This window comes from Micromonospora sp. NPDC048871 (assembly GCF_043198155.1).
GTDB lineage: Bacteria > Actinomycetota > Actinomycetes > Mycobacteriales > Micromonosporaceae > Micromonospora.
Window position 1 is genome coordinate 181,199 of record NZ_JBICUM010000004.1, and the last position, 23,573, is coordinate 204,771.

Sequence of the window (23,573 nt, forward strand, 5' to 3'; positions counted from 1 at the left end):
GTCGTCGATCGTGCCGGTGGACCGGCCCGACCGACGTGTAAGCATGCCATGAACCTTCAGTGAGGTGAACATCCATCCCCGTGCACAACAAATCCCGTCGGTGGGATCCCGGGTCAGCCGATCAGATGATCGAAGTCTCCATCGCGGGCCCCGCGCACGAAGGCCGCGATCTCGTCGACCGTGTAGATCAGCGCCGGCCCCTCGGGGTGTCGGGAGTTGCGCATCGCGATACCCGCTCCCCCAGGCAACTGGGCCAGCTCGACGCAGTTCCCACTGGGATTACTGCGACGGCTCTTCAGCCAGGCGAGGGGAGGCAACTCGTTGGCGGGGACACCGTTGGGCGGCTGTTGCATGGGGGTGTCTGTTCTCTCCGGTAGGCGCCGACGCCGTGGGAGGAGCGGTAGCGGCACGAGGATGTGGTTTCTCGTTCATTTGCACGTGCATCTGCTATTGCATCTGCAATGGACAGCGAGCATGATAGCGCATGTGTGTGGTGCCCATCCGCTCACAATCTGTTACGCAAACCTGGTTTCCACCAGGGGAAACGGACATGTTTGGCGACGCTCGTCGGCCAGGGGTGGGCGCGTGTGACGGCGAGGGGAGGATCTTGTGCCGGATCCGCTGACGGTCGCCTCCGGCATCTGTGCGGTGGGTGCCCTGCTCTCCTCGTGGCAGATGGGTCGCCGAGCCGTACGTGCCGAGGCCGAGATCGGCCGCCTTCAGGCTGAACTCGCCGCCGAGCGGCACGCCGCCAGCCACGATCCGTTGACCGGTCTACCCAACCGGCGTGCCTTCTACCGGCTGGCGACTGCGCTGCTCACCGACTCCGCCGGCCGACCCCTGGTGGCCGTGATCCTCGACCTGGACGACTTCAAGCAGATCAACGACCGGTACGGCCACGCGGCCGGAGACAAGGTCCTGATCAGTGTCGCCGAGCGGTTGGCCACCTTCGCCGGAGACAATCTGGTGGCCCGGCTCGGGGGTGACGAGTTCGCCGGTCTGCTGGCCAGCCCGACGGTCGACCACCGCTGGATCGACCACGCCACCGGGCGCCTGTACGACATGCTCGCCGCACCGATCTGTCTCGGCCCCACCACCGTCCGGGTGACCGCCTCGGTCGGGCTGGCACCGGTGCACGGGACCCAGCTCATCGAGGCTTTGGACCGTGCCGACGCGGCGATGTACGAAGCCAAGAGTTTGGGGGCGGCCCGCTCCCGCCGGGCGTTACGCGAAACACCGCACCTGGCCGAGTGCTGACCCCGTCGCGCCCAGGTGGCGCGCAGGGGGTCAGTGCCAGCCGTAGCCGTTGCGCAGGGCGGCACCCACCCGGTCGAAACGGGCCCGATCCAGCACCGCGCCCTCGCGTCGGATGCCGTCCTCCCGCATGGTCAGCACCCGGTCCAGCCGCACCCAGCTGGGTCGGTTCTCCCGGTCCCACTCCCCCGGCCCGAGGGCCAGCCAGTGCCGCTCGCCGTCGCGATCCCGGCTGGAGAGCATCAGCCCGAACAGGGTCCTGCTGTGGCGGCCCACCACCAGCACCGGCCGGTCCTTACCCTGACGGGGATCGTCCTCGTAGGACACCCAGGTCCAGACGATCTCCCCCGGGTCGGCCTGGCCGTCGGGTTCCGGGGCGTAGGACAGTTGACGGCGTTGCAGCGCGGTCACCTGACGGGGCCGCGCGACCTTCGCCGGGGTCGGCCCGGAACGCCGGGGGGACGGGATCACCGCGCCGACACGAGCCGCCATACTCCTCAACAGACCTGCCACGGCGGGCAGCCTACCGGCCGGGGCCCACCCTCCCGGCGGCAGGGAGGCGTACCCGACCGGACTGCTGGCCGCCGGCCGCTCAGGGCCAGGTCTGGTCCGGCCCGGCGACCGGATCCACGGTGCCGTCCGGGGCCGTGGGCAGCCCGGCCACCAGGGCCCGGAACTCGTCGACGGTGACGGCCTCGCGCAGGGTCGCGAAGACCGCCGCCGCCCCGAGGCCCGCCGTCTGCTCGTCCACTCCGGCCCGGGCCCCTACCCGGCGCAGGAAGTCCCCCGGCCCGTCGGTGAGCAGTTCACCGGAGGGCCCGCTCAACTCCTGCGGCAGGTACCCGGTGGGATCGGTCGTCGGCTCGCCGGTCATCCGCTCCGCCAGGGTGCCCAGCACCGCACGGGCCACCGCGGCGGACAGGTCCGTCGACAGCCCGGACCGACGCGACACCGCGTCGACGAACAGGGGAAACCGCACCGCACCCTCCCCTCGTCACGAGCGGCGCTGGTTACCCCCGCCCGGTCCGACTAAACGACGGCCCCTCCTCGGTCGGGGCGCGAGCGGCGGGCCGCGTGCCAGTCGGCGGCCCGATCCGGGTCCACCCGGTAGCACCGCTCGCGGGGGGCCTCCGGCCGCCCGGGTACCCGGTCGAAGGGAAGGCCCCGCCTCGGGTAGTCATGGTGGATCTTCAACACCCGGGTCAGTCCCGCCATCGCCCCGACGATCTTCTGCCGGGGCAGCCCGGTGCGTCGGCTCAACTCCTCGACGGTGAACTGTCGTCCCGGCTCGGCAGCCAGGGCGTCGAGCATGGCCGCGACCGTACGGTGGGTGGCGCTGCGGCCCAGGCTGAACCGCCGCAGGTCCTCGACCGTCCACCCCTCGGCCGGGGCCTCGGGCCCGGCAGGGGGGCGGCGTCGCGACACCGATCCGTGTCGCCGCCGGGCTTCCAGGTCGGTCAGCAGGCGGGTGACCTGCGGCAGGTACGCCACCGGCACGGCCACCAGGACCACGGCGGCGTCCGGTTGCAGGGCGCCGACGTCCAGCAGGGCCTCGGCGGCGTACGGGTGATGGTGTCCGCGTACCCGATGGGCGGCCAACGCGACGCCGTCACTCAGCCGAAGCGACCGGTGATGTAGTCCTCCGTACGCTTGTCCGCGGGGTTGGTGAACAACTTGCCGGTCTGGCTGTACTCCACCAGCCGGCCGTGCCGCACCTGCTGGTCGTCCACCTCGGCGGTGAAGAAGGCGGTGTAGTGGCTGACCCGGGCCGCCTGTTGCATGTTGTGGGTGACGATCACGATGGTGTAGTCGCTGGTCAGCTCGGTCATCAGGTCCTCGATCTTCGCCGTGGCGATCGGGTCGAGCGCCGAGCAGGGCTCGTCCATCAGGATCACCTCGGGCTTGACCGCGATGGTCCGGGCGATGCACAGCCGCTGCTGCTGACCGCCGGACAGGGCCAGGGCGCTCTTGCGCAGCTTGTCCTTCACCTCGTCGAAGAGGGCCGCCTTGGTCAGGGCCTCCTCGACATGGTCGTCCAGGCGGCCCTTGATGCCGTTGATCCGCAGCCCGTAGGCGACATTGTCGAAGATGGACTTCGGGAAGGGGTTGGGCTTCTGGAACACCATGCCGATGCGGCGGCGGACCTGGATCGGGTCGACGTCGCGGGCGTACAGGTCCTGGCCGTGGAAGGAGACCTCGCCACTGACCCGGGCACCCGGGATGGGGTCGTTCATCCGGTTCAGGGCCCGCAGCACTGTCGACTTGCCACAGCCCGAGGGCCCGATCATCGCGGTGACCTGGTTCTGCTGGATCGGCATGGTGGTGCCGCGAACCGCCTCGTAGCTGCCGTAGTAGACGCTGACGTCGCGCAGCTGCATCACCGGCGCCTCGGTGGACTCGGCGCCGCTGTTGCCCGCGGCGTGCATCGCTACGGACGGACGGGTGGTCAGGGTGGTGTCGTAGCTGGCCATGTCAGCGCTCCTTGATGGCGAACCGGCTGGAGATGAAACGAGCGATGATCGTGAAGCTGAGCACGATCACGATGAGGGTCAGGGCCGCGCCCCAGGCCCGGTCCTGGGCGGCCGGGAAGGAGGTGCTGGCGTTGCGGAAGATCTGCGCCGGCAGGGCGGTGTTGGAGCCGTCGAAGAGGTTCCAGTTGGGGGTGAAGACGATGCCGGTGACGATGATGATCGGCGCGGTCTCGCCGGCGGCGCGGGCCACCGCCAGCAGGGACCCGCTGGTGATGCCGGAGATCGCCGCCGGCAGCACCACCGTCAGGGTGGTCTTCCACTTGCGTGCACCCAGGGCCATGCTGGCCTGCCGCAACTCGTCGGGGACCAGCCGGAGCATCTCCTCGCTGCTGCGGATGACCACCGGCAGCATCAGGCAGGCCAGGGCCAGCGCCCCGGCGAACCCGGTCTGCTGGCCGACGAGCAGCACCCAGCTGAGATAGACGAAAAGCCCCATCACGATGGACGGGACACCGGTCATCACGTCGGCCATCAGCCGGATCACCCGGGCCAGTGGCCGCTGCTTGCCGTACTCGTTGAGGTAGATCGCCCCGAAGACCCCCAGCGGGATCGCCATCAGCGCGGCGGCCCCCGTGATGAGCAGGGTGCCGACGATGGCCGGCGCCATCCCGCCGCCCACCCGGCGGTACGAGTTCGGGATGTCCTCGGTCAGGAAGGACAGGTTCATCACCCCCGCTCCCTTGCTGACGACCGTGTAGGTCACCAGGGCAAGGGGGATGACGGCGAGCAGCACGGCGCCCCAGATGAGGGCTGTGGCGAGGTGGTTGGTGAAGCGGCGGCGACCCGACAGGGCGGCCCGGGTCAGGTCGGGTCCGCTGGTTGCCGGGCGGGTGGCCGGGGGTGCGGTGACGCTCACGCGACGCTTCCCTTCATCCGGGCCTCGGCCCGACGGACGACCGTCCGGGCCAGCACGTTGATCAGTACCGTCATCGCGAACAGCACCACCCCGAGGCCGATCAGGGCGGCGGTGAAGGTGCCGGTGGATTCACCGAACTGCTGCACGATGACGGCGGCCATCGAGTTGCCGGGGGCGAACAGGTTGGCGGAGATGTTCGTGGCCCCGCCGATGACCAAGGCCACCGCGATCGTCTCCCCCATCGCCCGGCCCAAACCGAGCATCACCGCGCCGACGAGACCGCCGAAGCTGTGGGGGAACACCGCGCCCCGGATCATCTCCCAGCGGGTGGCGCCGAGGGCCAGGGCGGCGTCCTTGTCCGCGCGGGGCACCGTGCTGAACACCTCGCGGGTGATCGAGGTGATGATCGGCGTGACCATGATCGCCAGGATGAGACCGGCCGTCATGAAGTTGCGACCGCTGCTGACCGGGCCGAAGATGCTGCCCAGCACCGGGACGCCGCCGAAGACCTCGTGGGCCCACTGGTAGACCGGAACCATGGCGGGGGCGACGACCAGGATGCCCCACAGGCCGAACACCACCGAGGGTACGGCGGCCAGCAGGTCGATCACGGTGACCGCCGGTCCGCGCAGTCGGCGCGGCGCCAGCTCGGTGAGAAACAGCGCGATGCCGACCGAGACCGGCACGGCGAACAGCAGGGCGATCAGCGACGAGACGGCCGTGCCGTACGCGAAGGACAGCGCGCCGAAGATGGCGTCGCCGGCTGCCGGGTTCGGGTCCCAGGTCCGCTCGGTGAGGAAGCGCAGGCCCATCGCGTCGAAGGCCGGCCAGGCCTCGCGGACGGTGGTGATCAGGATCAGCCCGAGGATCGCCAGCACCAGCAGACCGGTGCCGAGGGTCCACCAGGAGAAGAGGCGGTCGCCGAGGGCGCTGCCGCCGCGGTGGGCCAGCGTCGACCGGGAGACGGGGGTCTTGTTCGTCAAGGTCATCTTCACTCCAGCTCGGGTACCCCGCTGGGGACGGGATCCGGTGATCCCGTCCCCAACTGGACGCCCTCTGCGATCTTGGTCTCGATCAGCTCTGGATCTTGTCGACCTGGGCCAGTGCCTTCTCCTTGAGGGAGGCCGGCAGCGGCGCGAAGTCGATCTCCTTGGCCAGGTCCTGGCCGTCGTTGAGCAGGTAGGTGAGGAAGCCCTTGACCAGGTCCGCCTTGGCGGCGTCACCGTAGGAGGTCTGCACGATGATGAAGGTCGGCGCGGTGATCGGGTACGCGGTGGCACCGGCGGCGTTGAGCGGGTTGTAGCTCAGGTCCTCGGCGATCTCGGCGCCCTCCAGACCGGCGGTGGTGCCCTCCAGGGTCGGCTCGACGAACTGGCCGTCCTTGTTCTTGATGGCGGCGAACTTCAGGCCGGTGGCCTTGGCGTCGCTGAGGTCCACGTAACCCACGGCACCGTTGGTCTGCTGCACGATCTGCGCGACACCGGTGTTCTTCTCGCCGCCCTGGGTGTTGGCCGGCCAGTTCACGGTGTCACCGCTGCCGAGCTTCCAGGTGCCCGCCGCGGCGGCCTCGAGGTACTTGGTGAAGTTGCTGGTGGTACCCGAGCCGTCCGAGCGGTGCGCGACGACGATCGGGGTGTTGGGCAGTTCCACACCCGGGTTGTCCGCCTTGATCGCGGCATCGTCCCAGGTCTTGATGTCGGTCTGGAAGATCTTGGCGAGGGTCTCCGGGCTGAGCTGGAGCTTGTCCACGCCCTGCAGGTGGTAGGAGACCGTGATCGGCGCCGCCACCGTCGGGATGTAGAGGAAGGAGCCCGGCGCCACGCCGTCGGTCTCCTTGACCAGGCTGTCCGTACCGGCGAAGTCGACCAGACCCTCACCGAACTGCTTCTTGCCGGTGCCCGAGCCGGTCGCGTTGTAGGTGACCGTCACCTTGCCGGCCTCATCCTTGAAGGCCTCGACGACCTCCTGGTAGTAGGCGTCGGGGAAGCTCGCCCCGGACGCCTTCAACTCGCCGGACAGGTTCGCGTAAGCGCCGTCGCCGCCGCTGGGCTCCGTGCTGTTGTCGTTGCTTGCGCAGCCGGTAAGCGCGAGCGCGGCAAGCGCGACGCCAGCGAGGACGCGCCGCGAAAGCACGTTGCGGTTCACCAGGTAAGCCTCTCTATCGGGGTGCATCAGCCCGTCCGGGCCGTACGAGAGTCAAGGTGCCAGGCCCAGGTAGCCGGACCCCTGGAACCAGGTGAACGAAGAGTGAACTCGGTGTCCCCGGTGGTGGCCCACCGGCGACGAGATGTGACGTTCCGGCACCTGGGCGCCGGATGTCCGGATAAGGCCGGCCTGATCAGCGCCGGAGGGACCCTGCGGCAACCGCCGGTTTCAGCGCCGCAGGGTTCCGGCGTCCAGGTCGACGACCTGGCGGGCGATGTTCACCGCCTGGTCGGCGTACCGCTCGTAGTAGCGGCCGACCAGCGCCAGGTCGATCGCGGACTCCACCCCGTAGGGCCAATCGGAGACCAGCATCGACAGCAGGCGTTCCTGCGCGGCGTCCACCTCGTCGTCGTCGAGCCCGAACTGCATGGCGTCCAGCCGGTCGCGGGTGGCCAGCAGCACGGTCGTCTTGTCGGCCATCCGGGCCGCCGCCTCCGCCATCTGGGCCAGCACCGGCACCGCCGGCTGCGGCACCACCCCCACCGGGTGGCGCATCAGGACCACCTTCGCGATGTGCGCGGCCAGGTCACCCATCCGTTCCAGGGCGGCGGCGATCCGCAGCGCGGACAGCACCAGCCGCAGGTCGGAGGCGACCGGCTGGTGCCGTACCAGCACCTCGGGGATCATCTGCTCGGCCTGCGCGCGGCAGCGGTCCAGGACGAGGTCACCGGCGATCACCGTCTCGGCGGCGTACCGGTCGACGTCCAGCAGGGCGACGCTGGCCTGCCGGATCGCCGTACCGGCGTCGCGGCTCATCCTGGCCAGGACCCCGGTGAGGCGGTCGAGGCGCTCGTCGAAGCTGTCCCGACCCATCGCCCCTCCGTTGGCGTACCCGGGGCCGCGGCCGTCCCGCCGCCACACCGACGGCGCTGCAAGCGCGTCCGCCGGGCCCTGGCCAGCAACCTACCCGCCGAATCCGTCCCGCGCCCGCCGGCCGATGTCAGCCGGGGTCCCGGCTGTGCACCAGCCGTCAACCGAGGGCTCGTCCCTTCGTCTCGGCGAGCAGGTCCAGTAGGAGGGCGGCGGTCCAACTGAAGGCCGGGGAGCCCAGACCAGCCCCGGTCTCCGGGTGGAAGTACTCGTGGCACCCCGCGGTAGCCACCGCCTCGATCATCGAGGTGGCCAGGCCGTCGGCCAACCGGGGGTGACCGTGGGTCAGCAGCCCGTACCGGACCAGCCAGGTGATGTTCATCCAGCTGGGGCCCCGCCAGTAGCGCAGCGGCTCGAAGTCGGCCGCGGTGCGGTCGTGGCTGGGCAGCGGCCGGGCCATCCGGGCAGCCAGCCCGAAGCGGGATGAGCCGGCCTCGGCGAGAATCGCCTCGACCTGCTCCGCCGGCAGGTCGGGCAGGATCACCGGCGTCAGCCCGAGCACCGTCCGGGCCGGGGTCAGTCGGCCGGTACGCAGATCGCGGGGGTGGAAGGTGCCGGTTCTCGGGTCGTACAGCCGGTCCACCAGGGCGGTGGTGATCCGGGCGGCCCGCCGGTGGTGCGGGCCGGGATCCGCCCCGATCTCCCGGGCGATCTGCGCCAGGGCCGACTCGGCCGCCCCCATGGCCGCGTTGAACAGCGGACACTCCACCAGGAAGGGATGCCGATCGGCTAGGTCCTCGTCCCGGTAACCCCCCGCCCGATAGGCGGTGACGAGCGCGACGTAGCGGGCGTAGTCCAGGTCCGTGGGGCGGTGCGCGGCCGCGGCGTGCACGATGTCGCGCCGACGGTACGCACCCGGCACCGCCTCCTCGGTCGGCACGGCGGCCAGCGGCTCGTCCCAGGCCGGGCTGTTGTCCAGGCCGGACTCCCAGGGGTGCACGATGCTGGCCAACCCGGCACCACCGAGGTCCCGACGGCTGCTCAGGTAGTGCTGCTGGGCCACCAGGCGCGGATAGAGCCGGCCCAGGGCGGCACGGCCCCGCTCGGAGGGTGCCCGGCGGTAGGCGTGCCAGGCGGCCAGCGCGTGCACCGGCGGCTGGACCAGCCCGGAGGTGGCCCGGGCCGGCGCCCCCTCGATCAGCGTCGAACCCCAGAACCGAGGCCCCGGGAAGTACGCCTCGTCGGAGACCGCGGGGTTGAAGACGATGTGCGGCACCCGCCCGTCGCGCCACTGCGCCTCGAACAGGCTGGTCAGCTCCGACCAGGTGCGCTCCGGGCGGAGATGGGCCCAGCCGATCGCGATGAAGGCCGAGTCCCAGCTCCACTGGTGCGGGTAGAGGGTCCGGGAGGGCACGGTGTGTGCCTGCGCCCAGTTGGCCTCCAGGGTGGCCCGGGCCAGGGCGACCAGCCCGGGGTGATCCCGTGGTGGGCGGTCGACAGCCGGGGTCGGCACCGGCTCGACCGGCGATCCGACGTGTTTGACCATGTGTCACTTCCCGGTAGCGCTGGGCTTCAGAATAGAGCCCGGCAACCGCGGCACGCATCGAGGGCGGTAGGTTCCGGCGACACCGCCGCCGCCCTGCGGGTGAGCGGCCCCGACGGGATAATCTATGAACCGACGCATACCGGTCGAAGATTTTCGATGGACCGCGTCGATCCTCGGGCCCGGGGCGCCGCGGGTCGAGTGGCACCACGAGGCAGAGGAGCCCCGGATGAAGCAGTCGCGGCAGGGACCCACCGGCACCGAGGGTGTGGCCTACACCGAGAGGTTGCAGCAGCTCAGCGGTGCTCGCTGGAAGCAGGTCCTGGACGTGCAGGCCCCCTACCGGTGGAACCTGCGGCGGCTGCGACTGGGCCGGACCCTGGATGTCGGCTCGGGACTCGGCCGCAACCTGATCAACCTGGGCGAGGGCGCGGTCGGGGTGGACCACAACCCGACCTCGGTGGCGCACAGCCGCGCGCTCGGTCTCCAGGCGTACACCACGGAGGAGTTCTTCGCCTCCGAGCACGCCCGGCCGGGCACCTTCGACTCCCTGCTGGCCGCGCACCTGCTGGAGCACATGCCGGCCGAGCAGGCCCGCGAGGTGGTCGCCTCCTACCTGCCCTTCGTCCGCTCCGGCGGCCGGGCGGTCTTCATCACCCCGCAGGAACGGGGGTACGACAGCGACTCCTCGCACGTCCGGTTCGTCGGTTTCGCCGAGGCCGCCGAGGACTGCCGGGCCCTGGGCCTGACCGTGCAGCGGCAGTACTCCTTCCCGTTCCCCCGGGCCGCCGGGCGGGTGTTCACCTACAACGAGTTCGTGACGGTGGCCCGACTGCCCTGACCAGCCCTGGATACGGTGGTCCGATGAGCGAGCACAGCACCGCCACGGGCCGACCGACCCGCTGGGCCACCGACACCGGGCCGGAGCACTCCCAGTGGTACGTCGACCGGTTCCGGAACCTGGCCGCCGAGGGGGCCGACCTGGCCGGTGAGGCCCGACTGGTCGACGCGCTGGTGCCGCCCCGTTCGCGGATCCTCGATGCCGGTTGCGGCACCGGCCGGGTCGGCGCCGAACTGGCCGCCCGAGGCCACACGGTCGTCGGGGTGGACGCCGACCCGGTGCTGGTCGAGGCCGCCCGCGCCGACCATCCCGGGCCGCGCTGGCTGGTGGCCGACCTGGCGGAGCTGGATCTGGCGGCGACCGGCCAGTCCGAGCCGTTCGACGGGGCCGTGCTGGCCGGCAACGTGATGACCTTCGTGGCCGCCGGCACCGAGGTGGCGGTGCTGCGCCGGGTGGCCGCCCACCTGCGCCCGGACGGGGTGATCGCGGTCGGCTTCGGCACCGACCGGGGCTATTCGCTGCGCGACTTCGACGACCATGTGGCCGCCGCCGGGCTGCACGCAGAGCACCGCTTCGCCACCTGGGACCTGCGCCCGTGGCACGAGGGCGCGGACTTCGCCGTCAGCGTGCTACGCCGCCCAGCCTGACCACGTCACGAGTCGCGGGCCGCGCCGCCCTCCTGACCGACCGCGGCCCCGCCGCGCTTCTGACCGGGTACGGCCTCGCCGCGGGACGTGCGGCCCGTCGACAGCGGGTGGATCGGGGTGATCGTCGGAAGGTAGGCGATCGCGTCGAAGCTCTCGGTCAGCGACGGCAGTTCGTAGTAGTGCTCCTCGTCGCGCTCCGCCTGGTAGAGGCCGGAGATCAGGCGGGTCCGCCAGGGCTGGTCGAGCCGGTGCGCGAGCTCGGTGGGCGGTTGGCCGTGCAGGTCGATGACCCGTTCACCGGCACCGTCGAGCAGCGCCTCCAACCGCGACCGGCCCCTGCCGGCCTGAACTCCCTGACCGGTCCGGTCGGCGGCCTCGCGGACCGGTCCGGTCGGCGGAGGTCGGCGTGGCGGCGGGACCGGTTCCCACGGGGGCAGCCGACCCGGCCCTGGCCCGAGGCACGGCCCGGTGCCGTGGGTCAGGGCCGGGTCGGCTGGGGTGGGCGGTCAGTCCGCCGAGTTCAGCCGGGCCAGGTGCGCCTCCTCGAGGGTGAGGGCGACCCCCTCCAGGGCGGTGTCCAGCTGGTGCAGTTTGCTGCCGCCGAGGATGGGTCGGATGCCCTGGCTGACCAGCCAGGCCAGCACCACCTGGCTGCGGGTGGCGCCGGTGTCCCGGGCCACCTCCTCCAGCGCCGCCAGTCGACGGGTGTTGCCCGGGTGGTCGTAGACCTGCGGGATCGGCTTGGCCGGATTGTCGTACGCCCCGGTGAGCAGCGGGGTGTAGGCCCAGACCTCCATCCGGTGGGCGCGGGCGAAGTCGAGTTGCTCGTCGCTGAGCACCCCGTGCGGGTGGACCACCCCGTCGGGTCGGGTGCCGGGGCGTACCCGCAGGTAGGTGGCGTTCAGTTGGAGGGCGTCGATCGGCAGGGTGTTCCGGGTGGCCGCGTACGCCCGGGCCCGTTCGATGCGCCAGGCCGGGTGGTTGGAGGCCCCCACCCGGCGTACGGTGCCGGCGACGACCTGCTCGGCGATCGCGTCCACTGTCTCCTCGATCGGGGTGGCCCGGTCCTCCTGGTGCAGCCAGAGCAGGTCGACCTGCTCGACCCCCAGCCGGTCCAGGCTGCCGGCGAAGGCCTCGCTGATCGCCCGGCGGCTCAGCCCCGCCCGGTGCTGCGGCCAGGAGCCCTGCCACAGGGGTTCCGCGCCGACCTTGGTGGCGATGCGTACCCGCTCCCGCACCCCGGGTCGGGCGGCGAGCCAGCGGCCGAGGACCCGCTCGCTGTCCCCGCCCCGCCCGTCCGGGCTCAGCCAGAAGGTGTAGCAGTCGGCGGTGTCGATCCATTCGCCGCCGCCTTCCACGAACCGGTCCAGCAGGGCGAAGGAGGTCTTCTCGTCCACCAGGGTGCCGAAGTTCATCGCGCCGAGCACGAGAGCGGAGACGGGCGGGCGTGGAGTCTCATCGAGGTGAGCCGAAGTCATGGGACCACGATTCAACCTGGAGTGCGCTCCAGGTCAAGCGGTACGGTCGCACGGGTGACGACGTACACCCCCGCCGAGGCCGCCCGACGCAGCGGCTTCTCCATCGACACCCTGCGGTATTACGAGCGGGAGGGCATCCTGGCACCGGTGGCGCGTACCCCCGGTGGACACCGGATCTACCGCGACAGTGACCTGTCCACCCTGGATTTCCTGCGCTGCCTGCGGGACGCGGGGATGCCCATCGAGCGGCTGCGCCGCTACGGCGAACTGTGCCGCGACCCCGACAGCGTCGCCGACCGGGTGGCCCTGCTGCGCGAACATGCCGCCGCGGTCGAGACCCAGATCGACCAGCTCCGGCTCTGGCAGGCCCGGGTCGCGGAGAAGATCGCCTGGTACGAGCAGGGACTCCAGCAGACCTGACCTCGTCGGTCGTTTCCGGTGACCTGTGCCATGTACTGCTTGCTGGTGAGTGGGTTGCGGTACTTGACTGGTCGGTATGGCGCGGATTGCATACAACGCGGCCGACGCGGCGGCCTTCGAGGTCAACCGGCACCTCACCGACGACGGTCTGGCCGCCTGGCGGGCCGCCATCGTCCGGCACCTGGACCCCCACCCGGGGATGCGGGTGCTGGACCTGGGCTCCGGCACCGGAAGCTGGGCCCGGGCCTTCCACACCTGGTGGCCCGAGGTCGAGGTGGTAGCGGTCGAGCCTTCGGCGGCGATGCGGGCCCGCAGTGTGTTCACCCCCGTCCTGGCCGGCGACGCGGAGCAGATCCCGCTGCCCGACGGCAGCATCGACGCCGGGTGGCTCTCCACCGTCATCCACCATGTTCCCGACCTGACCGCAGCCGCACAGGAGATCCGCCGGGTGCTGCGGCCCGGCGCCCCGGTGCTGATCCGGTCGGTGTTCGCCGGCCGACCCGAGGGGATCACCCTGTTCCGCTACTTCCCGGAAGCTGTCGGGGTGCTCGACACCTATCCGAGCATCGCGCAGGTCGAGGCCGCCTTCGCCGAGGCGGGCTTCGCCACCGTGGCCGTCGAGCAGGTACCCGCACTCACCGCCGCCTCCCTGCGGGAGGCCGCCGCCGGCCTGCGGCGGGAGGCGCACACCCTGCTGCAACTGATCGACGACCAGGCGTACGCCGCCGGGTTGCGGCGACTGCACCGGGCCGCCCAGGTGGAGAGTGGACCGGTGATCGACGCCCTCGATCTGCTCGTGCTGCGCTGATCGCGTTTCGGGCAACCACCGGCCGGTCGATTCCACTACGGTCGTCGGCGGGCAGCAGCATGTCATCGTCGTCGCCGGAAGGACCAGGATGCCGGGTCGGTTCGTGTACTGGATGAACGTCTCCCTCGACCTGCGGATCGAGTACGCCCCGGGTGAGGCGGGCGGCGGCGACTGGATGCGCATCACCGAGTCGCTGCACCGGGTCTTCAACGAGCGGGCCCGGGCGATGTCGCTGGCGGTGGAGGGGCGCACCATCTACGAGACGATGGAGGCCTTCTGGCCGGCTGCCCGCCACGACGACTCGCTGCCGGACTTCCTGCGCGAGTACGGCGAGATCTGGACCTCGACGCCCAAGGTGCTGGTGTCGCGTACCCGCCAGCACGCCGAGCACAACACCCGGATCATCGGCGGGGACGACGCGATCGCCCAGTTGGCGAAGCTGCGGGCCGAGACCGAGGGTCTCATCGGGGTCGGCGGGGCCACCCTGGCCACCCAACTGCTGCGGGCCGGGCTGCTCGACGAGTTGCTGCTGTTCACCCATCCGGTCGTGCTCGGCAGCGGCCGCCCGTTGTTCGACAGCCACGACGAGCCCCTGCAACTGGACCTGCTGGAACAGGCCTCCTTCGAGGAGGGTGTGACGATGCACCGGTATGCCATCCGGGGCGCCCGCCCCGCCTCGTGAGCGTCCTCCCAGCGGGCGCGACGGACCCCATCGTGATCCGTCCTGCCCGCGACAGCGACGCCGATGCCGTGGCCGAGGTGTTCCTGGCTTCCCGGGCGGCCGCCATGCCCTACCTTCCGCGACTGTACGACGACGCGCAGACCAGGGCGTGGATCGCCCAGGTGATGCTGCCGGGCAGCACCACCTGGGTGGCCGAGTCCACGACGACCGGCCAGATCCTCGGCTTCGCCGCCCTCGACGGCGACCTGCTGGAACACCTGTACCTGCGGCCGGAGGCCCGCCGGCAGGGCATCGGCACCGCCCTGCTGGCCCAGGCACAGCAGGCCAGCCCGGGCGGTCTCAGCCTCCGCGTCTTCACCCGCAACACCGAGGCGCGGGCGTTCTACGAGCGGCACGGTTTCCGCCCGGTCGACAGCAACGACGGCAGCCGCAACGAGGAGAACGAACCCGACCTCACCTACCACTGGCCCGGCCCACGCTGACGCCCTCCCTCCTTCAGTCTGCGCGTGTTGATCAACGCTGGGTGCGGCATGGGTGGGGCCAGCGCTGGGGGTGGGATCTTCAGCTGGGTGGCGGTGCTTCGGGTAGATCGGTGGCGGCGCTGCGCAGGGCGGCGACGCTGGCGAGCACCGCGGGATGGTCGGCGGAGCCCTGTCGATACGCGATCCGGGTGCGGCGGCGGATGGTCAGGGGGACCAGGCGGGTGCCGGCGGGTGGTCCCTCGACTGCCAACTGGGGCACCAGGCCGACGCCCTGACCGGCGGCGACCAGGGCCAGCACGGCGGTGAAGTCGTCGGCGTGATGGCGGACGGTGGGGCGGAATCCGGCCAGTTCACAGGCGTGCAGGGTGACCGCGTGACAGAGGGTTCCCGGACTGCCGATGATCCAGTCGGCGTCGCGTACCGCGCGCATCGGATCGGCGGGCACCGGATCGGCGGCGGGTAGGGCCAGGAACACGGTCTCGTCCAGCAGTGGGGTCGAGTCCAGGGCCGGATCGGGGGCCACCGGCACTATGTCGTAGTCGTGCACGAGGGCTACGTCCAGGCGCCGCTCGCGCAGCGCGGCCGGCACCGCCACCGGGTCCAACTCGGTGACCAGCAGATCCAGCCCGGGGTGCTCGCGGGCCAGCTCGACCAGGGCGGGCAGCAGCAGGGGACGCACCGCGCTGGGGTACGCCCCGATGCGTACCGTGCCCAGCAGTCCACCGCGAGCGGCGGCCAGGGTGGCCTCGGCGGCCTCCAGCCCGGCGAGGATCACCTCGGTGTGCCGGACCAGTGCGGTGGCGGTGGCGGTGAGGCGTACCCCTCGACCGGCTCGTTCCAGGAGCACGACGCCGGTCTCCCGTTGCAGCGCGGCCAACTGCTGGGAGACCGCGGAGGGTGAGTAGGTGTGCGCCTCGGCGACGGCGGCGATGGTGCCGAGCCGGGCCAGGTCGCGCAGCAGACGCAGGCGACGGACGTCAAGCATCAGCTCAGCTTACGGATTGGTGGAGTAATCGGAACTGGTGCTTCATCCTGTGCGGTCGCAGGCTGGTGACATGACACCGACCGGACTGTACGTACCGCTGATCACGCCCTTCGACACGCGCGGCGAGGTCGACCAGGAGGCACTGACCCGCCTGGCCGACCAGGTGCTGGCCGAGGGGGCCGAGGGTCTGGTGGCCCTCGGCACCACCGGCGAACCGCACGCGCTCAACGCCGCCGAGCAACGGACGGTGCTCGACCTCGTCGGGGCGACCTGTCGGCGGCACCGCGCCGGGTTCATGGTCGGCGCGCACACCGCCGAGGATCTGCGCGCCCTGGCCGGGCGGCCCGGCGTCACCGCGGCGCTCTGTCTGGTGCCGCCGTTCCTGCGACCCGGGGAGGAGGCGGTGCTGGCACACTTCGCCCGGCTGGCGGAGGTTTCCCCAGTGCCGTTGGTCGCCTACCACGTGCCGTACCGCACCGGGCAGACTCTCTCCGTCGGGGCGCTGCGTCGCCTAGCCGAGCTGCCGCAGGTGGTGGGGGTCAAGCACGCCGTCGGCGGCATCGACGCGGACACCATCGCCCTGCTGGCCGACCCGCCACCGGACTTCGCGGTGCTCGGCGGCGAGGACGCGTACCTCTCGCCGCTGCTGGCCCTCGGCGCACCCGGCGGCATCGTCGCCTCCGCGCACCTGGCCACCGCCGACCACGCCGCCCTGGTCACGGCCTGGCGCGAGGGGGATCTTCCCCGCGCCCGGCCGCTCGGGCACCGGCTCGCCACCCTCTCGGCGGCGCTGTTCGCCGAACCCAACCCGGCCGTCATCAAGGCCGTGTTGCACGCCCAGGGACGCATCCCGTCACCGGCACCGCGCCCACCACTGCTGCCCGCCACCGCCGAGGCCACCGCCCGAGCGCTGACGTGCGCCGAGCAGCTGGCCGGGCCACGGGCCGACGCCGAGGCAGCCTGGGAGGTGGCCGCGCCACGGGCCGACGCCGAGGCAGCCTAGGAGGTTACGGCCCGGCGGGCGGCCTGGGGGTCCAGGCTCGCTCCGGCCGGGACCAGGCTGACCAGGCCCGCCGGTAGCCGGACGGGACGGGTCTGCCCGTAGCCGAGCATGGCGGAGACCTCGGGGTCGGCGAGCACGTAGCGCCGCCCCAGGTCGGTGATCACGCAGAGGGCACCGCCGGACGCCCCCGGGGTCGCCACGGCCTCTACCAGGGCCCCGCGCCCCGGCTCGACCAGCACATGATCGGCCACCGTCCGACCGGCTGTCGCCGCGACGGTGGGGGTGGCGGCGGTCAGGTCCGGCAGGGTGGCGTCCAGGCGCAGGTCTACCTCGGTCGTCTCGGCACCGACGATGGCGCAGAGCACCGGGGCGGCGGGGGCGGCCAGTCGGGGCGGCGTGCTCGGGGGCGCCTCGGGGCCGGTGGGCGCGAGGTCGGGCAGCTTAGGCAGGGCGGCGAACCGCCCCAGGCTGATCTGCTCCGGGGCCCGCTGGCCGGTCCGGGTCAGTTGCAGGGCGGCCTGCAGCTCGGTGACCCCGGCTAGTCCGTCCCGCAGCACCACGGCGTACTGGCGTCCGCCGCCGGAGTTGCTGACCAGCAGGACGTCCCCGATCCGGGAGTCGGCCACCCGGTCGGAGGGCGCCCCCAGGCCGGGCAGGGTCAGGGGGGCCAGGTCCAGCCCGGCGGGCACGGTGTTGAGCACGGCCGCAGCCACCGGGAGAGCCCGGGCCCGGGTCGTGGCCAGGGCGGCCAGCACCCGGTCGGGGTCGCGGATCAGGTGTCGGCGCTGCTGGCGTACCAGGTGCAGCCGGCCGTCCGGGTCCCGCAGGATCAGCGCCTCGTCGCCCAACGCCCGCCCGCCGGGGTCGCCGGTGCCGATCAGCAGCACCGACCGGGGATCACGCCGCCCGGTCTGCGGGCCGGTCGAGCAGACCGTCCAAGGCGCGGTGGAGAGCCGGTCGGCCGCCGGCAGGGAGTCCGGGGCGTCCGCGATGCCCAGGGGCAGCCCCCGGGGTACCCCGTCGATGGCCCGCCGCGACACGAGCACGGTCTTCGGCTGTTCGGCCCCGATGACCAGCAGGGCGGAGGTGTAGTTGGGCACCGGGTGCAGCCGGTCCTCCCGGTAGACGAACCGGGCCCCGGACTCCTTCTCCACGATGACGGCCGCGGTGTCGCGCCAGGTGGTGCCCCCACCGGTGAACAGGCCGTAGAGGGCGAAGCCGCCCAGCCCGATGACGGCCACCAGGACACTGGCCAGCCCCGCCCCGGCCAGCCGGCGAAACGGTGACTGGGCGGGGTTGGTCTCCCGCATCACCAGCGCGGCGACCACCCGTTGAAGGGTGAACTGGTACGAGTGCAGCTGGTCCTGCCGCGACGGCATCGCTTCCCTTCCGGCGAGCGGATCGGCGGACAGGATATGCGTTGCGTCGATGTCTCGCTGACCCTCAGTTGCGACAGCCCTCCCCTGCCCACCGCCGTCGTTCGGCATGAGCTGGGCCTTTGCCGGGTAGCTGACCCGGTAGGCCGTCCGGATCCACCCGGCGGCGGGTTCGGGAGGTGGAGGAATGCGCGCGCTGCTGTGGGTCGTCGGGGTGGTCGGGGGAATCATCCTGCTGCTCGGCCTGGTCCTGGAGGCCGTCCGCTGGCTGGTGATCATCGGGTTGATCGCGCTGGCCGTGGTGATCGTCCTGGCCTTCGTGCGGGGTCGCCAGTCGGCGCAGAACTACCCGAGTCGGCACTGATCAGACGGCGCTGCGGTGGCCGCGCGCTCAGCCGGGTCCAGCCCGTCGAAGCGCCGCGCCACCGCAGGCCGCATCGGGATCAGGTGCCGGCCGGAACGAGGGCCGGGGTCGGGTTCTCCTCGATGACGTCGCGCCGACGACGGTTCGGCAGGGAGAGCCGGAAGATCTTCTTCCAGGCGGAGAAGACCTGGCGGGGCAGCGAGCCGGTGACGTACTTCAGCCCGTACCGGTCGAACAGGGCCCGCACCTCCGGGGCGATCTCCTGGTAGCGGTTGCTCGGCAGGTCCGGGAAGAGGTGGTGCTCGATCTGGTACGACAGGTTGCCGGTCATGATGTGCATCAGCCGGCTGCCGCTGATGTTGGCCGAGCCGAGCATCTGCCGCAGGTACCACTCGCCGCGGGTCTCGCCCTCGATCGAGTTCTTCTCGAAGGTCTCCACCCCCTCCGGGAAGTGCCCGCACATGATCACCGCGTGGCTCCACAGGTTGCGGACCAGGTTCGCGGTGAAGTTGGCCGCCATGGTGTGGAAGAACGAGGGACCGGACAGCACCGGGAAGAGCACGTAGTCCTTGAGCACCTGGCGACGCAGCTTGCGGCCGGTGGCCTTCAGGTTGGCCCGGAACTCCGGGTTGTTCTTGTAGCTGCCGTCCTTGAGCTTCGTGCCCAGATCCAGGTCGTACGCGGCGATGCCGTACTCGAAGAAGCAGGCGTTGACGAAGTTGTAGAACGGCTGACCCAGGTGGGCCGGGTGCCAGGGCTGGTCCTCGTCGACCCGCATGATGCCGTAGCCGAGGTCGTTGTCCTTGCCGACGACGTTGGTGTAGCGGTGGTGCAGCTCGTTGTGCGACTGCTTCCACTGCTCGGCGGGGCTGACGTGGTCCCACTCCCAGGTCGTCGAGTGGATCTTCGGGTCGCGCATCCAGTCCCACTGGCCGTGCAGGATGTTGTGCCCGATCTCCATGTTCTCCAGGATCTTCGCCAGGGACAGCCCGGCGGTGCCGACGATCCACGCCGGCGGGAACAGGGAGAACAGCAGTACGACCCGGCTGCCGACCTCCAGCTTGCGCTGGGTCGAGATGACCTTGCGGATGTAGGCGGCGTCCCGCTCACCCCGGTCGGCGATCACCCGTTCCCGGATGGCGTCGAGTTCCTTGCCGAGGGTCTCGATGTCCTCGGCGCTGAGGTGCGCGATCGGGTTGACGGCTTTCTTCTGGATGACGGTCACGTCGACGTTCTCCGATCAAATTTCGAGTTCACAGGCGCCGGCCGCGGCCGACACGCAGGTCTGCACGCGTACGCCGTCGCCCGGCAGGGCGGTGGTGAGCTGCCCGTTACGCAGGTCACGGACCGCGCCTTGGCGCATCGGCAGCACACAGCCGTAACAGATACCCATCCGGCAGCCTGAGGGCATCAGAACGCCGGCGTTTTCTCCGGCGTCGAGCAGAGGCGTGGCGCCGTCGGCCTCGATGGTGACCGACGAGCGGGTGAAGGTGACCGTGCCGCCGTCACCGGCGGTGATGATGGTCGGTCGGAAGCGTTCGGTGTGCAGCCGGTCGGTGGCGCCCCGCGCGGCCCAGTGCTGCTCGACCGCGTCCAGCAGACCGATCGGGCCGCAGGCCCAGGTCTCGCGTTCGCAGTGGTCCGGCACCAGGGTGTCGAGTTCGGCCACCTCCAGCAGGCCGTCGACGGAGGTGTGCCGCTCCACCAGCCGGATGGCGCCGTTGGCGGCCAGCTCCCGCAGTTCCGCGCCGAACACCACGTCGGCCGAGGTCGGCGCGGAGTGGATCAGCACCACGTCGCTGCCGGTGAGGGCACCGCTGCGCAGCATCCCGGCGACCGGGGTGATGCCGCTGCCGGCGGTCAGGAACAACACCCGCGACGGCGCCGACTGAGGCAGGACGAAGTCACCGGTCGCCTGGTCGAGCTGCACGATGGTGCCGGGACGGACCCGTCGCACCAGGAAGTTGCTGACCACCCCGTCGGGGATGGCCTTGACCGTCACCGAGATGGGATCGGTCCGTCCGCCGGGCGGGGAGGTCACCGAGTAGGCCCGCCACTGGCGTACCCCGTCGACGTCGACCCCGAGGCGGATGTACTGGCCCGGCTGGTGGCCGCGCCAGCTACGGCCGGGCTGGATCACCACGGTCGCCGCGTCCGGGGTCTCCGGACGGACCTCGACGATGCGTCCGCGCAGGTCGGCGCCGGCCCGCAGCGGGGCGACCATGTCCAGGTAGTCTGCGGGCAGTACCGGGGTGGTAACCGTCTCGGCGAGCCGCATCAGGCGGCGCCGGAAGGATCCCTTCGTGCCCGGTGGTGGAGCGGTGGCGGCCATACAACGATCGTCGCGGCCCGCTGGCATAAAATCTTGGCCAGCGAAGGTAAAGCACTCCATCCCTTTTGTGCGGGGAGAACAACGTGGCGGAGAACTCCGGAACCACTGATCGGGTCGCCCGCCTGGCACTTGAGCGGCGGGTCGCCCGTGAACTGGTCGACCGGTTACCGTTGGTAGCCGCGCAGACGGTAAGCGCGATCACGGCCGAGGTGCCGAGCTATTCCGGCACCCTGACCGGCCAGATGCGGGACAAGATCGAGAACGCCGTGCAGATCGCGCTGGGCACCTTCCTGCAACTGCTGGAACGTCCGCACGCCGGTGCGGCCAGCACTCCCCTGGTGCCGGCCCTGGAGGCGGCGTACGCGCTGGGCAGCGGGGAGGCCCGCTCCGGTCGCAGCGTGGACGCCCTGCTGGCCGCCTACCGGATCGGGGCCCGGGTCTCCTGGCGGGAGATGGCCGCGGCCACGGTCTCGCTGGGGCTGCCGGCGGCCACGGTAGCGGAGTTCGCCGAGCTGATGTTCGCCTACATCGACGAACTCTCCGCAGCCAGCGTGGCCGGGCACGCCGACGAGTTGGCCAGCGCCGGCCGGGCCCAGCGCCGCAACCTGGAACGACTGGCCCAGCAGTTGCTCGCCGGGGAGCCGCAGGAGGTGCTGCTGCGCAGCGCCGAGCGGGCGAACTGGCCCGTCCCGGAGACCCTCACGGTGGTGCTGCTGCCGCAGGCGAAGCTGCGCGGCGCCCTGGCGCTGCTGGGCGAGCACACCCTGGAGAGCAGCGAGGAGTTGCCCGCCGGTGAGGCCGGTGAGGAGACCGTCGTGCTGCTGGTGCCGAACATGCACGGTGACCGGCGCCGTCAACTCGCCCGGATGCTGCACGGCCGCCGTGCGGTGCTCGGCCCGGCCCGCCCGTGGGCGCAGGCCAATTCCTCCTACCGCCGGGTGGTACGGGTGCTCGATCTGGGTATCGCCCCACCCACCGAGGGGGACCCCCTGGACACCGAGCGGCACCTGGCCGAGTTGCTGCTCAGCGCCGACGCCGAGGCCCTGGCGGACCTGCGGGCCCGGGTCCTGCAACCGCTGGCGGAACTGCCCGCGGCCACCGCGGAACGGCTCACCGAGACGTTGCGCTCCTGGTTGCTGCACCAGGGGCGACGCGACGACATCGCCGCCGACCTGTTCGTGCATCCCCAGACGGTGCGCTACCGGATGGGGCAGCTGCGTCAGCTTTTCGGCGAACGGCTGACCGACCCGCGTAGCCTGCTGGACCTCACGGTCGCGTTGGCCCTGCCGGGGGCGACCACCCCCGCCGGCTGACCGGGCGCATCACTCCAGGTTCCGGGGTCCGAGCAGCCGGATCTCCTCGACATCCAGCCGCGCCTCCAGCTCCCGCTGTACGGCGTCGTCGATCTGCCGGCGGTCCCGCAGTCGAGTGATCTCGCGTCGCTTGTGATCGAGCACCGCCAGGCGCAACTGGCGCTCGGTCTCCCGGGCCGCCGCCGTGTCGTCCTGCTGGTCGGCATCGAGCAGGTCCAGGTGGTTCTCGTACTCGTCGCGGATCCGTCGCACGGTGTCCGGGTCGGCCCCGACCCGGTCGGCGATGTCCGGCAGGGCGTGCAGGGTCTGCCGGATGGCGTGGCTCTGTGCCTGCCGTTTCTCGTCGGCGTGGTCCGAATCCGGGGTCAGCTTGGCCCAGCTCATCAGCAGCGGCAGGGTGGTGCCCTGGACCAGCATGGTCAACAGGATGACCACGGCGACGCAGAAGATGATCAGGTCTCGGTCCGGGACCGGTCGGCCGTCGATGTTCAGTGGAACCGCCAACGCCGCCGCCAGGGAGACCGCACCCCGGAACCCGGCCCAGCCGGCCACCGTACGGATCCGCCAGTTGACCCGCCGTTCCCGGCCGACCCGACGCCGGTCCACCAGGCGCGTCACCCCGGCGGTCAGGTGCAGCCAGAGCATGCGGACCACCACCAGCACCACGGCCACCACGGCCGCGATGACGATCGCCCGGGTCAGCGCCAGGCTGGTGACCTCGCGTACCACCCGGGGGATCTGGAGCCCCACCAGCACGAACAGCCCGCCGTTGATGAGGAAGGTGGTCAGGTCCCAGAAGGACAGGGCCAGCACCCGGGACCGGGCCCGGATCACCCGGGGGCTGGCGTAGGCCAGCAGCAGCCCGGACACCACCACCGCCAGCACCCCGCTCTCGTGGATGGCCTCGGCGAGGAAGAAGGCCGTGAAGGGGGTCAGGACGCTCAGCGCCCCCTCCCGCAGCGGATCGTCGAGCCGTTTCCGGATCGCGATCACCACGACCCCGACCAGGGCCCCGGCCGCGATGCCGCCGAGGAAGGACAGGCCGATGCGTTCGACCAGTTCCAGGGCGTTCGGTGCGGTCCCGCCGCCGAGCAGACCGAGGGCGACCGCGAACAGCACCAGGGCCGTACCGTCGTTGATCAGGCTCTCGGTGTGCAGGGTGGTGAGCAGCCGCCGGGGCATCCGCTTGGCCAGCCCGGCCACGGCCGCCGCGTCGGTCGGGGCCAGCACCGCCCCGAGCACCCAGGCCACCGCCGGGTCTACCCCGAACCGCTGCACGACCAGGGACACCGCCACCATGGTGACCCCGACCAGCCCGACCGCCAGGGCGGCGATCACCACGATGTTCGCCCGCACCTCCCGCAGGCTGGTGGTCAGGCTCTCCCGGTACAGGATGGCCGGCAGGAACATCAGCAGCACCACCTCCGGCGCGAGCGTCACCCGCGCGAAGGGCGGCAGCAGGGCCAGCAGGGCACCGAAGCTGATCAGCAGGACCGGTGGGGCTACCCGGTACCGGCCACCGATGGTGGTACCGACCAGCACGGTGGCCCCGAGGATGATGGCCAGCAGCACCTCGTGCATGTCGCCCCCGTTCGTCGCCCACCACATGGTGGTACGCGCCGGGGGCTCACCGGGTCGATTCG

The 23,573-nt window shown here is 71.5% G+C and carries 27 protein-coding genes; 10 read left to right on the forward strand and 17 right to left on the reverse strand.

All coding sequences use genetic code 11. The features are described from left to right. Positions 1-113 precede the first annotated feature (113 nt). The gene (locus ACGFIK_RS12290; protein ID WP_327026081.1) at positions 114-353 is read right to left on the reverse strand and encodes a DUF397 domain-containing protein; all 240 of its coding nucleotides are present in this window, start codon (positions 351-353) and stop codon (positions 114-116) included. Positions 354-609: 256 nt separating this feature from the next. Between ACGFIK_RS12290 and ACGFIK_RS12295 the strand changes: the two genes are divergently transcribed. Continuing rightward, entirely contained in the window at positions 610-1,257 is a 648-nt protein-coding gene (locus ACGFIK_RS12295; protein ID WP_327026082.1) for a GGDEF domain-containing protein, read from the forward strand. Between the two features lie 30 nt (positions 1,258-1,287). Here ACGFIK_RS12295 and ACGFIK_RS12300 read toward each other — a convergent pair whose 3' ends face one another. From ACGFIK_RS12300 to ACGFIK_RS12340, 9 genes are all read right to left on the reverse strand, one after another. Then, positions 1,288-1,767: a type II toxin-antitoxin system PemK/MazF family toxin gene (locus tag ACGFIK_RS12300; protein ID WP_327026089.1), complete on the reverse strand. Its 480-nt coding sequence runs from the start codon at positions 1,765-1,767 to the stop codon at positions 1,288-1,290. A gap of 79 nt (positions 1,768-1,846) precedes the next feature. Further along, on the reverse strand, positions 1,847-2,233 hold the full coding sequence (locus tag ACGFIK_RS12305; protein ID WP_327026090.1) for a DUF2267 domain-containing protein: 387 nt from the start codon (positions 2,231-2,233) through the stop codon (positions 1,847-1,849). 50 nt (positions 2,234-2,283) lie between these two features. Further along, on the reverse strand, positions 2,284-2,853 hold the full coding sequence (locus ACGFIK_RS12310; protein WP_393339172.1) for a hypothetical protein: 570 nt from the start codon (positions 2,851-2,853) through the stop codon (positions 2,284-2,286). A 14-nt stretch (positions 2,854-2,867) separates the two neighbouring features. After that, positions 2,868-3,725 (reverse strand): phosphate ABC transporter ATP-binding protein PstB, encoded by an 858-nt coding sequence (pstB, locus tag ACGFIK_RS12315; protein ID WP_393339175.1) that lies wholly within the window; start codon positions 3,723-3,725, stop codon positions 2,868-2,870. A 1-nt stretch (position 3,726) separates the two neighbouring features. Next, complete coding sequence (pstA, locus tag ACGFIK_RS12320) at positions 3,727-4,641, reverse strand: phosphate ABC transporter permease PstA (protein ID WP_327026092.1); 915 nt, start codon at positions 4,639-4,641, stop codon at positions 3,727-3,729. Further along, the gene (pstC, locus tag ACGFIK_RS12325; RefSeq protein ID WP_327026093.1) at positions 4,638-5,630 is read right to left on the reverse strand and encodes a phosphate ABC transporter permease subunit PstC; all 993 of its coding nucleotides are present in this window, start codon (positions 5,628-5,630) and stop codon (positions 4,638-4,640) included. The genes pstA and pstC overlap by 4 nt, the downstream gene beginning before the upstream one ends. 85 nt (positions 5,631-5,715) lie before the next feature. Beyond that, positions 5,716-6,786: a phosphate ABC transporter substrate-binding protein PstS gene (pstS, locus tag ACGFIK_RS12330; RefSeq protein WP_327026094.1), complete on the reverse strand. Its 1,071-nt coding sequence runs from the start codon at positions 6,784-6,786 to the stop codon at positions 5,716-5,718. 228 nt (positions 6,787-7,014) lie between these two features. After that, entirely contained in the window at positions 7,015-7,659 is a 645-nt protein-coding gene (gene phoU / locus ACGFIK_RS12335; RefSeq protein ID WP_327026095.1) for a phosphate signaling complex protein PhoU, read from the reverse strand. 157 nt (positions 7,660-7,816) lie between these two features. Beyond that, positions 7,817-9,202: a hypothetical protein gene (locus tag ACGFIK_RS12340; protein WP_393339178.1), complete on the reverse strand. Its 1,386-nt coding sequence runs from the start codon at positions 9,200-9,202 to the stop codon at positions 7,817-7,819. Between the two features lie 226 nt (positions 9,203-9,428). On the opposite strand from ACGFIK_RS12340, the gene ACGFIK_RS12345 reads away from it, so the two are divergent. Beyond that, positions 9,429-10,040, forward strand: coding sequence for a class I SAM-dependent methyltransferase (locus ACGFIK_RS12345; protein WP_327026097.1), 612 nt, complete (start codon positions 9,429-9,431; stop codon positions 10,038-10,040). Positions 10,041-10,063: 23 nt separating this feature from the next. Further along, positions 10,064-10,687: a class I SAM-dependent methyltransferase gene (locus ACGFIK_RS12350; protein WP_327026098.1), complete on the forward strand. Its 624-nt coding sequence runs from the start codon at positions 10,064-10,066 to the stop codon at positions 10,685-10,687. Between the two features lie 5 nt (positions 10,688-10,692). Here the strand turns inward: ACGFIK_RS12350 and ACGFIK_RS12355 are convergent, their stop codons facing one another. Both ACGFIK_RS12355 and ACGFIK_RS12360 read right to left on the reverse strand, forming a co-directional pair. After that, positions 10,693-11,010 (reverse strand): hypothetical protein, encoded by a 318-nt coding sequence (locus ACGFIK_RS12355; protein ID WP_327026099.1) that lies wholly within the window; start codon positions 11,008-11,010, stop codon positions 10,693-10,695. Between the two features lie 183 nt (positions 11,011-11,193). Further along, a complete protein-coding gene (locus ACGFIK_RS12360; RefSeq protein WP_327026100.1) occupies positions 11,194-12,165 on the reverse strand; it encodes an aldo/keto reductase in 972 nt (323 codons plus the stop codon). 54 nt (positions 12,166-12,219) lie between these two features. Between ACGFIK_RS12360 and ACGFIK_RS12365 the strand changes: the two genes are divergently transcribed. The 4 genes from ACGFIK_RS12365 (at position 12,220) to ACGFIK_RS12380 (ending at position 14,557) form a co-directional block, all read left to right on the forward strand. Continuing rightward, on the forward strand, positions 12,220-12,585 hold the full coding sequence (locus ACGFIK_RS12365; protein WP_327026101.1) for a MerR family transcriptional regulator: 366 nt from the start codon (positions 12,220-12,222) through the stop codon (positions 12,583-12,585). Between the two features lie 76 nt (positions 12,586-12,661). Next, the gene (locus ACGFIK_RS12370) at positions 12,662-13,393 is read left to right on the forward strand and encodes a class I SAM-dependent methyltransferase (protein WP_327026102.1); all 732 of its coding nucleotides are present in this window, start codon (positions 12,662-12,664) and stop codon (positions 13,391-13,393) included. 88 nt (positions 13,394-13,481) lie between these two features. Next, complete coding sequence (locus ACGFIK_RS12375; protein ID WP_393339185.1) at positions 13,482-14,075, forward strand: dihydrofolate reductase family protein; 594 nt, start codon at positions 13,482-13,484, stop codon at positions 14,073-14,075. Between the two features lie 32 nt (positions 14,076-14,107). Beyond that, positions 14,108-14,557: a GNAT family N-acetyltransferase gene (locus ACGFIK_RS12380; protein WP_327026104.1), complete on the forward strand. Its 450-nt coding sequence runs from the start codon at positions 14,108-14,110 to the stop codon at positions 14,555-14,557. A 79-nt stretch (positions 14,558-14,636) separates the two neighbouring features. On the opposite strand, the gene ACGFIK_RS12385 is transcribed toward ACGFIK_RS12380, so the two are convergent. After that, a complete protein-coding gene (locus ACGFIK_RS12385; protein ID WP_327026105.1) occupies positions 14,637-15,542 on the reverse strand; it encodes a LysR family transcriptional regulator in 906 nt (301 codons plus the stop codon). A 70-nt stretch (positions 15,543-15,612) separates the two neighbouring features. Here ACGFIK_RS12385 and ACGFIK_RS12390 point away from each other — a divergent pair, with 70 nt between their 5' ends. Beyond that, positions 15,613-16,545, forward strand: coding sequence for a dihydrodipicolinate synthase family protein (locus ACGFIK_RS12390; RefSeq protein WP_393339189.1), 933 nt, complete (start codon positions 15,613-15,615; stop codon positions 16,543-16,545). On the opposite strand, the gene eccB is transcribed toward ACGFIK_RS12390, so the two are convergent. Then, complete coding sequence (eccB, locus tag ACGFIK_RS12395) at positions 16,542-17,924, reverse strand: type VII secretion protein EccB (RefSeq protein ID WP_393339192.1); 1,383 nt, start codon at positions 17,922-17,924, stop codon at positions 16,542-16,544. The two genes, ACGFIK_RS12390 and eccB, sit on opposite strands and share 4 nt — an antisense overlap. 184 nt (positions 17,925-18,108) lie before the next feature. Between eccB and ACGFIK_RS12400 the strand changes: the two genes are divergently transcribed. Beyond that, positions 18,109-18,285, forward strand: coding sequence for a hypothetical protein (locus ACGFIK_RS12400; protein ID WP_327026108.1), 177 nt, complete (start codon positions 18,109-18,111; stop codon positions 18,283-18,285). 79 nt (positions 18,286-18,364) lie between these two features. Here ACGFIK_RS12400 and ACGFIK_RS12405 read toward each other — a convergent pair whose 3' ends face one another. Further along, positions 18,365-19,510, reverse strand: coding sequence for an acyl-CoA desaturase (locus ACGFIK_RS12405; RefSeq protein WP_327026109.1), 1,146 nt, complete (start codon positions 19,508-19,510; stop codon positions 18,365-18,367). A 15-nt stretch (positions 19,511-19,525) separates the two neighbouring features. Further along, positions 19,526-20,617, reverse strand: a complete 1,092-nt coding sequence (locus tag ACGFIK_RS12410; RefSeq protein ID WP_327026110.1) for a ferredoxin reductase — start codon at positions 20,615-20,617, stop codon at positions 19,526-19,528. A gap of 83 nt (positions 20,618-20,700) precedes the next feature. On the opposite strand from ACGFIK_RS12410, the gene ACGFIK_RS12415 reads away from it, so the two are divergent. Then, the gene (locus ACGFIK_RS12415; RefSeq protein ID WP_327026111.1) at positions 20,701-21,930 is read left to right on the forward strand and encodes a helix-turn-helix domain-containing protein; all 1,230 of its coding nucleotides are present in this window, start codon (positions 20,701-20,703) and stop codon (positions 21,928-21,930) included. Between the two features lie 9 nt (positions 21,931-21,939). Here ACGFIK_RS12415 and ACGFIK_RS12420 read toward each other — a convergent pair whose 3' ends face one another. Then, positions 21,940-23,511: a Na+/H+ antiporter gene (locus ACGFIK_RS12420; RefSeq protein ID WP_327026112.1), complete on the reverse strand. Its 1,572-nt coding sequence runs from the start codon at positions 23,509-23,511 to the stop codon at positions 21,940-21,942. Between the last annotated feature and the right edge of the window lie 62 nt (positions 23,512-23,573).

Coding starts and splice junctions, on each gene's coding strand:
- ACGFIK_RS12385 (WP_327026105.1), bottom strand. CDS start 15,542: ATGCTTGACGTCCGTCGCCTGCGTCTGCTGCGCGACCTGGCCCGGCTC.
- ACGFIK_RS12420 (WP_327026112.1), bottom strand. CDS start 23,511: ATGCACGAGGTGCTGCTGGCCATCATCCTCGGGGCCACCGTGCTGGTC.
- ACGFIK_RS12360 (WP_327026100.1), bottom strand. CDS start 12,165: ATGACTTCGGCTCACCTCGATGAGACTCCACGCCCGCCCGTCTCCGCT.
- pstB (WP_393339175.1), bottom strand. CDS start 3,725: ATGGCCAGCTACGACACCACCCTGACCACCCGTCCGTCCGTAGCGATG.
- phoU (WP_327026095.1), bottom strand. CDS start 7,659: ATGGGTCGGGACAGCTTCGACGAGCGCCTCGACCGCCTCACCGGGGTC.
- ACGFIK_RS12410 (WP_327026110.1), bottom strand. CDS start 20,617: ATGGCCGCCACCGCTCCACCACCGGGCACGAAGGGATCCTTCCGGCGC.
- ACGFIK_RS12340 (WP_393339178.1), bottom strand. CDS start 9,202: ATGGTCAAACACGTCGGATCGCCGGTCGAGCCGGTGCCGACCCCGGCT.
- ACGFIK_RS12370 (WP_327026102.1), top strand. CDS start 12,662: ATGGCGCGGATTGCATACAACGCGGCCGACGCGGCGGCCTTCGAGGTC.
- ACGFIK_RS12375 (WP_393339185.1), top strand. CDS start 13,482: ATGCCGGGTCGGTTCGTGTACTGGATGAACGTCTCCCTCGACCTGCGG.
- ACGFIK_RS12350 (WP_327026098.1), top strand. CDS start 10,064: ATGAGCGAGCACAGCACCGCCACGGGCCGACCGACCCGCTGGGCCACC.
- ACGFIK_RS12400 (WP_327026108.1), top strand. CDS start 18,109: ATGCGCGCGCTGCTGTGGGTCGTCGGGGTGGTCGGGGGAATCATCCTG.
- ACGFIK_RS12290 (WP_327026081.1), bottom strand. CDS start 353: ATGCAACAGCCGCCCAACGGTGTCCCCGCCAACGAGTTGCCTCCCCTC.
- ACGFIK_RS12390 (WP_393339189.1), top strand. CDS start 15,613: ATGACACCGACCGGACTGTACGTACCGCTGATCACGCCCTTCGACACG.
- ACGFIK_RS12345 (WP_327026097.1), top strand. CDS start 9,429: ATGAAGCAGTCGCGGCAGGGACCCACCGGCACCGAGGGTGTGGCCTAC.
- pstC (WP_327026093.1), bottom strand. CDS start 5,630: ATGACCTTGACGAACAAGACCCCCGTCTCCCGGTCGACGCTGGCCCAC.
- eccB (WP_393339192.1), bottom strand. CDS start 17,924: ATGCCGTCGCGGCAGGACCAGCTGCACTCGTACCAGTTCACCCTTCAA.